This window comes from Flammeovirga sp. EKP202 (assembly GCF_014534745.1).
In the GTDB taxonomy this organism is placed as follows: Bacteria; Bacteroidota; Bacteroidia; order Cytophagales; family Flammeovirgaceae; genus Flammeovirga.
In genome coordinates, this window is sequence record NZ_JACVVP010000096.1 from 1 (window position 1) to 12,925 (window position 12,925).

The following is a 12,925-nucleotide window of genomic DNA, read 5'->3' on the forward strand; positions in this document are numbered from 1 at the left end:
TCGGCTTATGATTTGGCATTTAAATCAGGATTTGAGGGTACCGAGTCTGAATGGTTATTATCGTTGCAAGGCGAAGACGGTATAGATGCTTATACTTTAGCTCAAGAGTCTGGTTTTAAAGGAACAAAGGAAGAATGGTTAGCATCTTTACAAGGTTCCGATGGTCAATCGGCTTATGATTTGGCATTTAAATCAGGATTTGAGGGTACTGAGTCAGAGTGGTTATTATCATTGCAAGGCGAAGATGGTGTAGATGCTTATACTTTAGCTCAAGAGTCTGGTTTTAAAGGAACAAAGGAAGAATGGTTGGCATCCTTACAAGGTTCCGATGGTCAATCGGCTTATGATTTAGCTTTTAAATCAGGATTTGAAGGTACTGAGTCAGAGTGGTTATCGTCACTAAAAGGAGATCAAGGTAATACGGGGCTATCAGCCTACGATTTGGCATTTAAATCAGGTTTTGAAGGTACTCAGGATGATTGGTTGAAATCTCTAAAAGGTGATCAAGGTGATACAGGTTTAACGGGAGCTACAGGTGTTAAAGGTGCTGATGGACTATCGGCTTATCAAATTTGGCTGAATAACGAAAATTCAGGAACTGAGGAAGATTTCCTACAAAGCTTAGAAGCAACTGATACGAATCTTTCAGAAAGTGAAGTTGATGCTTATGTAGCAAACAATGGATATATTACAGGAGTCACGGCAGGTAATGGCTTAATTGGAGGTGGAAGCACTGGTAATACAACATTAAATGTTGTTGCAAACAATGGTTTGACAACTGCTGCGGATCAGATACAATTAGGAGGGGCTTTAGTAGGAAATACAACGATTTCAGCAGGAACAAATAATTTTAATATTAATCTGAATAATACGGGTAACTTTTCTGTCGTTGATGGAGCAGCTTATCGCCTTTTTGTGAGAAATGACGGTGCTATTGCCATTGGACATTCAAGTCCTACACGAGCTTTAGATATTAATGGACGTATCAGAATTAGAGGAGGTAGCCCAGGAGACAACAAAGTATTGACTTCTAGTTCAGATGGAACAGCTGAGTGGTCTTTACCAATTACTCAAGTAAATGGTGGAAAAGGGATGACTGGTAGTATTACATCAGGAAATGGGACTCTAAATGTTGTGGCTGAAAATGGTTTAAAAGCATCTGATGATAAAATTGAGTTAGGTGGTGACTTATCAAAAGAGACGACAATTAATTCTGGTGATGGAGAACATTTCACTGTCAATCTAAAAGGATCTGGTAATTTTGCAGTTGAAGATAATGGGAATACAGCCTTTTTTGTAAAGAATAATGGAGATGTCGCAATAGGTACTGATGATATGACCGCAAAACTAGAAGTTCATACCAATAATAATGGTGAGAGCCCAGGGTTCGAAATCGATAATTCAGGAAGTGGAGATGTTGCCATGAGATTCAGAGCTACTAGCGGTGGAAAAAAAGATTTTACAGTAGGTATTGATGATTCTGATGGTGATCAATTCAAAATTTCAAGATCATCAAAATTAGAAGGTGATAGCCCGTTCGTAATTAATACTGATGGTCAAGTTGGTATACGTAGAAATCCAGATAGAGACTTCGATATTAAAGGCAATACTAGAGTGTTGCACGGTACCGGTAATGTAGATGATAATAATGGTTTTGCATTACAATCGGGGGAAAGTGGACCAAGATGGATATTCCATGTTAGCAATTCAGATGACGATTTAGAACTTTGGTCCAAACCTTCTGGAGATCCTAAAAAAGACTTTATCTTTTTAAATGGCGGTAATTTACAGATAAGAGGAAATTTGACTACTAAAGTTGATTTTTCAGATATTCGTCTTAAAGAGAATATTGATACAGTGAAAACGACACTCAATGCTGTAAAACAACTTGGTGTTTATTCTTACAATTATAAGACAGATCCAGATAGTGTCAGATATTATGGTTTTATAGCACAAGAATTAATGCAGTATTTTCCTGAAAATGTAGATCTTGTCGAAAAAACAGGGTATTACTCCGTAAATTATAAATTAATGGTGCCCGTTTTAACCAAAGCTGTTCAAGAACAACAAGACATGATTGAAGACCTTGAAAAAGAGAATAGTGATTTAGAGCAAAAAATGAAAGACCTAGAAACAAAAGTGGAAGCAAATGCTCTTCAGAATGAAAAGGTCAATGATCTATTTCTAAAATTACAAGCAAGAATTCAAGAACTCGAAAATGCAAATGCTAGTTTAGAGCAGAAGTAATAAAAATCAAGAATAGCCTGTTGGGAATTATTCCTAAGCAGGCTATTTTGTATTCAATTATAACAAGAAAAAAAGAGGCTGAATCATTAAAATATGAGACAGCCTCTTCTGATAATATGGTTAGGGTAAATTAAGCCACAGGAACTTTCTTTTTCGAATCTTCTTTTTCCATTAGTCCATAAAAAACCGAAGAAGCTAAAATCAATATAAGACCTACAAGTGCGCCTGCAAATTGACCATCATTGACGCTGAGGTGGGCAACCACTGCAAGCATGGTGTCAAACGCAAAACCAGCATAGGCCCATTCTTTTAATCTAGGACTCAAGTTTGTCCAAATTGCGATCAAACCAAGAATTTTAGCTATTGCAAGAGGATAAATGATATAAACAGGAAAACCCAGACTAGTAAATGCTTGTTGAGCCACCTCATGTTTAAAAAGATACATTGAAGTACTGAAAAGCATTAATAATGTAAGTAAGCCTGTTGTGATATAGTATGATATTTTTACTGTTTTCTGATTCATGATGAACAAATTTTTCTTTGATTATAATACAAATGTAATGGAAATATTTTACATGGAAAATATTTCCTAGTTTATTTTTTGTATATTTGTATAAAATAGTGTGATATGGCAAATATAGACGACATTGTAAAGACAAGGTTTACGAGTGACAAACATCGATTTGTTACCAATATGATTTATACAGCAAACTGGCTTCAAAATCAGTTTGTAGACTTTTTGAAACCTTTTGGAATTTCTCCTCAGCAGTTCAATGTATTGAGGATATTAAGGGGAGCAAAAGAGGAATGGGTCACAATGAATGATATAAAATCATTGATGATCGATAAAGCACCAAATGCAACAAGGCTATCTGATAAGTTGTTGGATAAAGATTATGTAAAGCGGAAACGTAGTGAATCAGATAGGAGAATTGTCTATTTATCAATAACTTCCAAAGGTTTAGCACTCCTAAAAGAAATTGACGGACATGATGAAATGTTTAGCACCGATCGGTTTAATGGAATTTCTGAAGAAGAGGCTAAACTTTGTAGTGAAATTATTGATAGATTGAGAGACGCAGATTAATTAGAAAAATAGTTTTGTTTTACTTCTATAATAAACGAACTCAATTTTTCTTTTGAAGTCTGATCAATTTCCAGCACAGCCCCTTTCCAATGAGAGAGGTTTTTCCAACAGCCAATCTGGAGAGGGGGGAAATGATCATAATTCACTTTATGTTGATGAACACCGTAAGCTGAAAAATAAAAATAGGGTGTTTCACTAACGTTATCCTTCATTGCTAAGCCAAAACCAAAACTCATTTCTGAATTGACCTCAACATAAATTCCAGTATCAAAATGATGTGGCCATATTCTGATTTCACTTTTTAGTTGGAGGTGTTCTAATAAGAGTCCACAAGTTTCGAAAGCAGTTTTTCTCCATTTTTTCCACTCTTCAATTCCATCAATAGGGAGAGCAGCATATTTATTTTTTAAAAAAGGATAGGTTTCAATTTCAAAATGAAGTGGAGCTTTAAAAGTATCAAAACTCAAATGATACTCATTACAAAAAGGTAAGAATGCATTTTCTATTTCTTCTTGGGTTTTATCAATTACTGAAGTTTCAAATACTACTTCCCATTTTTGATTGTAAATCGAAAAATGAAGCGTTATAATATTCAAGCTCACAATGATCTTACCTTTTGAGGTGTCAATCCAACGGCCCAAAATTCGATTGCCAATAATGTCATATTGAAGGTTAGTATGACTATCATCGTCTTTTTTGGGTACAAAAGAGCGATTAAACTTTGCAATAACTTGGGAAAGTTGATGAAGTTTTTGATCTACTTCATTATAGTGTTGTATCATGGGGAAATCGTTTTTGGTGTTATTCCAATTTAAGTAAAATCAGTGCTTTTCAATGATAAAACTGCGGTATATTTTAATATAATTGAAAGATAACCACTATTTTAGCGTTGATGTAGTAGACAATCTTTTAAACATCCATAAACATTTCACCTATGGGAAAATATATCTCAATTTTTTTATTTTTCTTCTTTACCTCCATATCTGTTTTTGCTCAACATCCTATTGAAGGAAAATGGGATACACAAAGACACGGCACAATACTTTCCATCAAAAAAAATAAAAATATTTATGAAGGGTTTGTGAAATCAACCGGGAGTGAAAAAATAGAGGAAGGGAAACAAATGATTAGAAAAATACAACCTACGAAGAACGGTTTTGAAGGAGAAATTTACAGCGTTAAACAAGATAAATGGTTGACGGCAGAATTTTATCCAGAGAAAGAAACCATGGAAGTAAAAATTTCCATTGGTATTCTCAGTAAAACCCTCGAGTGGGAAAGGAAATAGTACTTTATAACAACCGAAATACTTCAATGTGTTTCGGTTTTTTATTTTTGAAAAACTGCTTTTGTGTCAGTACTAAAATAGGGAACATGCAGTCGAAAAAAGAACAATTAGAAGTGTTGGAAAAGGAATATGCAAAGCATTTAAAAATTTTGGATAATGAAAAATTACCTTCCTCAAAAAACAACAAAAGTTTGTGAAAATAGCAAAGGAATTAGAAGAAAAGATCAACGAGCTGAAAGGAGCATAAAAAGCTTCTTGGATTTCTTTTATGATTGAAACTTAGTCCATAGTTTGCACTCTTTTTAAGATTGAAAATAGAGCTTAGAAGGGTGCAAGCTGCTATTTTATGAATTTCGAAAGCTATTTTTAAATCAATCTTTCTTTGGCTAACATATTTATGTATTACCTTTGAGTGTGCAATGACTTCTATTGAACTAACAAAATACTCACTTATTTTTGCAACTATTGTTAGAAAGACCTCTTAGCTGGAATATTTTTTAATCTAACCTTAATCAAAAATTGTGATTTTTTTAAGTTATTGATAATTAAATTGCATTACGATTTATTTTTTTACGATGTAGACTATATGATAAAGCATTTATATAAAGGAAAAGGAGTATATCATATTAGAGATCAAAGAAAAAAATAACAAAGAAAGCAAATAATCGTTCTAATGTTAAAGCAAATAATTACGTGCTGTCTTCTAATGATGGCAACACTCTCTTTCGCACAAGAAGATAATAGCGTTTATGTGGCTACAAGTTTTGAGCTACCTTTGGGAGACTTGAAACATATCTATAATTCCACTTTTAATTATGAGGTGGGGTACAGGTCTGCAGGTACCTATTTTATTTCAGATATATACCTGAACTACACCAATTTTACTCCAAAGGAAGATATATTTTATTTTTTGGAAACACAGGAAACATATGGTTCTGTCATTTATTCAGACCTTAGATTTATTGCATTAGGAGCGAGTGGAGCTTATCGAATTATTCCATTCAATAAGTATTTTACAATTGATGCAGGAGCTTTTATGAATGTGACCATGACAGACTTTTCTTATGAGCTAGATGCTACAGGGCTATTCGAAACATCAGAAATGAGTGCAATTTGGTTAGGAATAGGTCCAAAGGTTAATTTTAATTTCTTATTGACCGATCATCTTTCACTGAGTATAAACAACCGTTTAGTATACGTGATATCAACAGATGACCTTTCTTTCGATTATACATTCACTTCCTTTCAAACAGGTGTTGGCTTAGAGTATTTATTTTAAAAGTTATGTTGAGAAAAAGTATTATTATCCTTGTCGCATTCTTGCTTAATAGTTGTTTGGTGACAGAAAATGTTCTCTTGACACAAGAAGAACTCGATCAACATCTTCAGAATTTGGAAGATGCAAAATTCAAAGCAAAGAATGTTGCGGTGGCAATTGATCACAGTATTTATTTTTATGATATAATCAATCAGTCTCCACATCTGATCACTAACGAAACATCGACGAAGAAGAGAGATCTTAAAGTCAATCAAGATAATACCAAGTTTGCCTATTTGAATGATGACGATTTGATTGAAATTATTGATCAAAATGGAAGTTTACTCGCAGTTTTGGAGGAGTACAGCGATGTACAAACATTTGATTGGATCGAAGGAGGGAAGACTTTATACATTCTTAATGGAGAAAATGTTAAGCTTTATGGAAACACTACGCTTGAAGTTCCAGCATTTGAGAACTTACAGGGGTATTATGAACCTGAAATAAAAGATATCAGTGTTTCTTCCGAAAATGATTTTGCTTTTTGGGTAACCTACGGTTATGGTTATACGACACGAAATGCAATACACATTGTTAAAAGTAATGGAGAAACTCTTTATGATTTAGAACAAGTTGATGTTGAAGGTATCGCTTTTTCACCAATGAATGATTTGATTATTTATAAAGACGATTGGAGTGAGTCAAGTGTATTGCTTGAAATATACAATAGGGATCTAGAGTACAAGGACAATTTGTATAAGTATTATGCGAAGAAAGGAAAAGTAATTGGACCTATTTACTTAGAGAATGATATCTGCTTTACCTATGTGGAGTCAAATGAAAATGACAATAAAGCATTTAAGACTTACCTAAAATTAGAAGACAGATTAAATAGTTTTGAAGAACTTCCAATTCAGGATTATGAATATTTTTCGATGGATACTAAATCGAGTTATTAGTTCTGGTACTTATATTAAAAATGTAAATAGAAATGAGTGTATATATAAGGTATACACTCATTTTTTTATTGGGAGATGATTTTGATCTACTCAATCACCTTTACCTTCATATAAATAGCTTCCAGTGGCCATTCGCCTTCATCGGTTTTGACGTCACATATTTTATCTACGATATCCATACCCTCGATCACTTCTCCAAATACGGTATGTTGACCATCTAAATGTGGATCACCACCATTTTTACGGTATTCCTCTTTTTGTTCCTTTGTATATTTTAATCCATTGTCTTGTTCAGATTGTGCAAGATCACCTTCAGTAACAGGTCGGCCTTGAACAATAAAGAAGTCGAAAGGAGTAGATTGTCGTGTAGGGTTGTCTTTATAGGCTCTTGCCGCAGATAAGGCACCTCTTTTATGATAGAAACGACGTGGATCAATTTCATTAGGTACATGATACTTTCCAAAAGAGCGTTTTTTCTTTCTAAAGTCAGGATCGTCGGAGTCGCCACCTTGAGCAATAAAATTTTTCACAACTCTGTAAAATTGAGCATCTGTAAAATAGCCTCTTTTGGCAAGCATTATAAAGCTAGCACGGTGTTTAGATGTTTCTTTATATAGTTTTAGTTTAATGTTGCCATATTTCGTTTCCACCTGAACAATGGTTTCAGGGTTCTCAGGCCCATACCATGCGAGCTCTTTCATGGCATTATCATCATCCAGTTTAGGCATTTTTCGCTTTACTTTTTTCTCTTTTTTGAATTCTTGCTCCTGGAATTGGTCACTTTTTTTGTTTTCACAAGAAAAAAGGACAAATCCTATAAAAACTAGAATTAAATTAAGTTTATAATCTCTTAACATTAGTTGATTTCTTTAAAAGTTCATTTATCTACCTTGAAACAAAGAAAAATAATTTTTTTAAAGAAGCGTAAGTTTTGTTTATAACTTTTCTTGACAGAATATGTAACATTAGGTTCATATATAATAGGGTTTATTTAACATCAAGTTTAAGATTTCTAAAATACTACAACACATTGCCCGCATACTTTTGCAACGTGATTTGGTTAACACGGTTTTAGTATTTAAGAATTTAATCATCAACGATGAAACATTATTTCATTTCATTCGCACTTATCTTACTTTCAATCTCGGCCTTTGCTCAGAAGGGTATTGTCAAAGGAAACGTGAAAGACGCCGACACTGGCGAAGATGTAATCGGTGCAAGTGTTTCTTTAGAAGGAACAACGACAGGAGCATCAACGGATATTTTTGGTAATTTCCAATTCAATGCAGATCCTGGTACGTACAATCTTATTTCTTCTTTCATTGGCTACAAAAAAACAACGCAACAAATTACAGTTGTTGCAGGACAAGAAACTGTTATCAACTTTGCGTTAGCTTCTGATGCACAAGAGCTAGAAGCTGTAGAGATTGTTGGTAAAGCGAATACAGAATCAGCTGGAGCATTAATGGTTGAAAGACAAAATGCTGATGTGATGATTCAAGCAATCGGTGCTGAAGAAATGTCAGTAAAAGGTATTTCAGATGTTGAGTCAGCAGTAACGAATGTAACAGGTATTACAAAAGTAGAATCTAAAGGTCTTTTCGTAAGAGGTTTAGGTGATAGATACAACAACGCTACTGTAAACGGTTTAGTAGTTCCTTCTACTGATCCAGGTAAAAAAGTAATTGATTTAGGTTTATTCTCATCAGATATCGTAAGAAACATTGATATTAACAAGACATTCAGCCCTGCTCTTTATGGAGACTTCGCTGGAGCAACAGTTGATATCATTACAAAAGATTATCCAGATGAAGGATTCTTTAATATTGGCTTGTCAGGTGCTTACAACTCTTTAGCTACAGGACAACAATTCAAAACATTCCAAGACGGCGATTCAGAATTCTTTGGCTTCTCAGGAAATGGTAGAGCATTACCATCAGAGATGGCTGACAGACAAACTCCAGATTCATATAACAACTCATTCACACCTTCTACAGTAAATGCACTTCCTAATATGGGATTGAAAGCATCAGGTGGTAAGTTATATGACTTTGATAATGGTATGGCAGTTGGTTTTGTTGCAGCAGGTTCATTCAGCAACAAATATGAAATTCGCGAAGGTGTATTAAATACATACAGAGCAGAAGGTACTACAATCAACGCATACGACTCTAAAGAGTACATTTACAGTACTAACACAACAGCAATGGCTAATGTGTTCTTTAAAGTAAACGATAAAAACTCAGTTACTTTCAACAACTTCTATATCAACGAATCATCTAACACAAACTTAGAGTTATTTGGTAAGCACGAAGAACTAGGAAGAACAGAGCCTGCATTTAGAATGCGTAACACTTACGAGCAATCTACTGTAAACATTCACCAATTAGTAGGTGATCATAAATTCGGAGAGAATGATCGTTTGAAATTAACTTGGGGTGCTGGATATTCACTTGCAACTGCTCAAGAGCCTGACAGACGTCAGATTACTTACAGAGATTTACAAGATGTAGACGGTGGTAGCATTACTTCAAAAAATACTGCAGATGATGTTTCAACGGGTAGATTATTTGCAAACGCTCCTGATGATTCACATAGATTCTGGTCAGATATGTCAGAAGATACTTACTCATTTAGATTAGGAACCAATTATGGATTCGGGCAGTATAATGATGACAAAGATACTTACCAACACAATATATCATTTGGTTATAATTCATTCTTCAAATCAAGAGAATTCGAATGGTGGATGTCAACAATTAGTGTTGTAGGAAGAGCTCCAAGATTAGATGTGAATGATCCTCAAACAGGATTAGATCAAGCAATTGCAGATGGATCTGTAGAGTATAAGCCAATCGTTAGGTATGATACAAGATTTACAGCAGCACAAAATGTAAATGCTTTCTATACAGACTATGGTTTTGAAATTATTCCTGAGAGATTGAAAATGAATGTGGGAGTAAGATTTGAATTAGGTTATCAAGAAGTTGTATACAAAGAAGAAAATACAACAAACCCTAATGCTCCAGACATTGTAAATATCAAAGAAACTGAGAATTTATTACCTTCATTAGCATTCAAATATACAGTTAATGAAAAATCAAACATTCGTTTTGCAGCATCACAGACAATTATTCGTCCAATGATGTCAGAGTTGATTCCTTTCCGTTTCACTTATGCCAACGGACAAAAGATTGTAGGTAACCCAGATTTGAAAAACTCAGATGTAACAAACATCGATTTGAAATATGAAATCTTCCCGAACAACGGAGAATTATTCTCAGTAGGTATTTTTGGAAAGAATATCAAAAACTCAATCGAATTGGTAACGAAAGCATCAGCAATTACAGAATTTGAATATGTAAACGCAGGTGAGTCTTACGTAGCAGGTATTGAGGTTGAATTAAACAAAAGACTTTCAAACATCTTCAAGTCAGGTAACGATTGGTTGACAAGATCAACTGTAGGTGCAAACCTAACATTATTAACATCTCAGACAGACTTATCAGAAGCTGACGGTTTATTCACAAATGAAAAACGTGAAATGTTTGGTGCATCTCCTTATATGATCAATGTTGATGCCTCTCATGAAGCTAACTTATTCTCAGAAAATGTATTGTCAATCTTTACTTTGACTTACAGCAACTTCGGAGATAGATTAGCAGCAGCAGGTGCTCAAGGAGCAGGTGATATCTACGAAAGATCTTATGGAACATTAAACTTTGTTATGAAAAATAAGATCAACGATAAGATGGGACTTGACTTAACAATGAAGAACTTATTGAACCCAGACATCACATTAGAACAAGAATTTACTAATGGAACAACAGGTGTGGTTCAGACTTATAAGAAGGGTATCGAGGCTAAATTAAGCTTCACATATAGCTTCTAATCAAACAAATAAAAAAAGAGGGATGGAAAAGATTCCTCCCTCTAAAGATAATTTTTTTTAATACTGAAGTAAATTTACAATTTTTATTATGAAAAAGCAATTCAGATTTGCGATTGTGGCTGCAGCTTTAGCAGCAATGACATCTTGTTCGGATGATTCAACTCCATCTGTAGATCCAGATGTAAGATTACAAGATCAAGCATATGCAGCAGCAAAAATCGTTGCTGACGGTGCTGGTACTGGTGCTGTAGAAGCTGACTTAGCTTTTGCTGTAGATTTAGACTACACTAGCATGGCTGCTCCAACTACTTATGATTTAGAGTTAACTGAAGGTCTTCTTACTGATGAGCAATTATCATGGTCAGGTAATGTTTCTATCTCAGGTGCTATCAAAGTTCCTGCTGGTAAGACTTTAGAAATTGCTGCTGGTACTCATATCTTCGCTAAAAACGAAGGTGATCAACCATCAGGTGCTTACTTAATGGTACTTAAAGGTGCAATGATCAACGCTGTAGGTACTGCTGATAATATGATTGTATTCACTTCAGAGTTAAAAGCACCAGGTGCTTGGGGTGGTGTTCTTGTAAATGGTGCAGCTCCTATCAACAATGGTGATGATAACGGTGAAGCTTCTCCAGAAGTAGATTCAGGTGTTAAATACGGTGGATCTAACGCTTCTGATAACTCAGGTACTTTATCATATGTTCGTGTTGAGTACACTGGTTTCAAATACAATGATGAGTCTGAGCACAACGGTTTCACTTTCTCAGGTGTTGGTTCTGGTACTACTTTATCTAACTTACAAGCTTGGAAAGGTACTGATGACGGTCTTGAGTGGTTCGGTGGTACTGTAAACGGTACTAACTTAGTTTCAACTGGTAACGAAGATGATTCATTTGACTGGGCTCACGGTTTCGTAGGTAACTTAACGAACCTTAAAGTTGAGCACGATAACTCAAGAGAGTTTGACAAAGCTTTCGAAATTGACAACAACTCTAAAAACAACTCTGCTGAGCCTTACTCTAACGCTACTGTTAAAAACGTAACTGTAATGGGTGTTGCTGGTGAAACTACTGCTTTCAGAGTAAGAGAAGGTGCTAAAGGTACTTTTGAGAATCTTAAAGTAATGAACGCTAAAAAAGGTTTTGATATTCACAATGACGTTACTATCCAAAACGTATTAGACGATGCAGTAGTAGTTTCTAAATATACTGTAGAAGACGTTGCTGCTGAGTCAGTAGTAGTATACGTTGACGACTGTGAAGACTGTGAATAATCACAAAAAAATATATGAATAGCATTAGCTTATCCCTAAGCTAATACTATAAACTCGCAAAATACCAAATCCGTGAGTACCCTAGGTTGAACCCTTCAACCTAGGGTTTATTTTTTTTGTGATTATTCTATTGTCAAATTTCATTATTACTAGAGTAGTGTTACGAATATAAGTTAATTGTTGCTAATAAGTTAATATAATGTTAACTTATTTTATGAAATCATTAAAAAACTATCTTCTCATAACTTTCATTACCCTACTTTCAACCCAATATTCAAACTGTCAAATTTACTTAGGAATTAGTGGTGGTGCCGGCTTTATTGAACAAAAAAACATTGAGTTCTTTAAACAAAACTATAATGTCAAAGGTATTACATTAGCCCATAAACTCACATTGGGATATCAAACCAGTTATTTTGGTTTTGAATTAGGACATAGATCATTTGGAAGTATTACTGAAAAGTCATCCAATTATGTATTAAACATTGAAAAAAAAGGCTGGGAGACTTCTATAAGGGGAAGCTATGGATGGGGTAACTTTCTGTTTTTTGGAAAGGGAGGTATGATATTTATGAGCAATCGTAATAATTATACACTTACTTACAATAAAAAGAATGTGCTTTCACATAATAGTATTTCAAGGGGAGCAATATGGGGCTTTGGAAGTGAGTTGGCGTTATCAAATCTGATTGCTTTAAGGTTAGAGTATGAATCAATCATTCAGACGGCAGATATTAATTATCAAGCTTTAACGCTCGGAACTATTTTTACACTGAAAAAATTAAGTACTAAGCCAAAAATAAATGATAATTAATTCTTAGTTATTTTTTGTGAGTACAATGCTCAAAAACGTATAAATAGTGGTTCTATTTAAAGTTTTTGAAAGGCAGTAATCGGAAAAAATAATATGAATTAGTG

The 12,925-nt window shown here is 34.4% G+C and carries 11 protein-coding genes; 8 read left to right on the forward strand and 3 right to left on the reverse strand.

What is annotated here, in order from left to right; translation table 11 throughout:
- On the forward strand, positions 1 to 2,247 hold a 2,247-nt coding region (locus IC221_RS28710), incomplete at its 5' end, for a tail fiber domain-containing protein (RefSeq protein ID WP_188172232.1).
- A gap of 130 nt (positions 2,248 to 2,377) precedes the next feature.
- Here the strand turns inward: IC221_RS28710 and IC221_RS28715 are convergent.
- Positions 2,378 to 2,770, reverse strand: a complete 393-nt coding sequence (locus IC221_RS28715) for a DoxX family protein (RefSeq protein ID WP_188172233.1) — start codon at positions 2,768 to 2,770, stop codon at positions 2,378 to 2,380.
- A 105-nt stretch (positions 2,771 to 2,875) separates the two neighbouring features.
- Here IC221_RS28715 and IC221_RS28720 point away from each other — a divergent pair, with 105 nt between their 5' ends.
- On the forward strand, positions 2,876 to 3,334 hold the full coding sequence (locus tag IC221_RS28720; RefSeq protein ID WP_188172234.1) for a MarR family winged helix-turn-helix transcriptional regulator: 459 nt from the start codon (positions 2,876 to 2,878) through the stop codon (positions 3,332 to 3,334).
- Here the strand turns inward: IC221_RS28720 and IC221_RS28725 are convergent.
- Positions 3,331 to 4,116, reverse strand: coding sequence for a hypothetical protein (locus IC221_RS28725; RefSeq protein ID WP_188172235.1), 786 nt, complete (start codon positions 4,114 to 4,116; stop codon positions 3,331 to 3,333). The genes IC221_RS28720 and IC221_RS28725 overlap by 4 nt on opposite strands.
- A 152-nt stretch (positions 4,117 to 4,268) precedes the next feature.
- Here IC221_RS28725 and IC221_RS28730 point away from each other — a divergent pair, with 152 nt between their 5' ends.
- The 3 genes from IC221_RS28730 to IC221_RS28740 all read left to right on the forward strand — a co-directional run bounded on the left by IC221_RS28730 (position 4,269) and on the right by IC221_RS28740 (position 6,839).
- Positions 4,269 to 4,622: a hypothetical protein gene (locus IC221_RS28730; RefSeq protein WP_188172236.1), complete on the forward strand. Its 354-nt coding sequence runs from the start codon at positions 4,269 to 4,271 to the stop codon at positions 4,620 to 4,622.
- A 673-nt stretch (positions 4,623 to 5,295) separates the two neighbouring features.
- Entirely contained in the window at positions 5,296 to 5,901 is a 606-nt protein-coding gene (locus IC221_RS28735; protein ID WP_188172237.1) for a hypothetical protein, read from the forward strand.
- A gap of 5 nt (positions 5,902 to 5,906) precedes the next feature.
- Positions 5,907 to 6,839, forward strand: a complete 933-nt coding sequence (locus IC221_RS28740; RefSeq protein WP_188172238.1) for a hypothetical protein — start codon at positions 5,907 to 5,909, stop codon at positions 6,837 to 6,839.
- Between the two features lie 86 nt (positions 6,840 to 6,925).
- Here the strand turns inward: IC221_RS28740 and IC221_RS28745 are convergent, their stop codons facing one another.
- Positions 6,926 to 7,696, reverse strand: a complete 771-nt coding sequence (locus tag IC221_RS28745) for a peptidylprolyl isomerase (RefSeq protein WP_188172239.1) — start codon at positions 7,694 to 7,696, stop codon at positions 6,926 to 6,928.
- A gap of 242 nt (positions 7,697 to 7,938) precedes the next feature.
- Between IC221_RS28745 and IC221_RS28750 the strand changes: the two genes are divergently transcribed.
- From IC221_RS28750 to IC221_RS28760, 3 genes are all read left to right on the forward strand, one after another.
- The gene (locus tag IC221_RS28750) at positions 7,939 to 10,731 is read left to right on the forward strand and encodes a TonB-dependent receptor (RefSeq protein WP_188172240.1); all 2,793 of its coding nucleotides are present in this window, start codon (positions 7,939 to 7,941) and stop codon (positions 10,729 to 10,731) included.
- An 88-nt stretch (positions 10,732 to 10,819) separates the two neighbouring features.
- Complete coding sequence (locus tag IC221_RS28755) at positions 10,820 to 12,007, forward strand: hypothetical protein (RefSeq protein WP_188172241.1); 1,188 nt, start codon at positions 10,820 to 10,822, stop codon at positions 12,005 to 12,007.
- 214 nt (positions 12,008 to 12,221) lie between these two features.
- Positions 12,222 to 12,821, forward strand: a complete 600-nt coding sequence (locus IC221_RS28760; RefSeq protein ID WP_188172242.1) for a hypothetical protein — start codon at positions 12,222 to 12,224, stop codon at positions 12,819 to 12,821.
- Positions 12,822 to 12,925 lie beyond the last annotated feature (104 nt).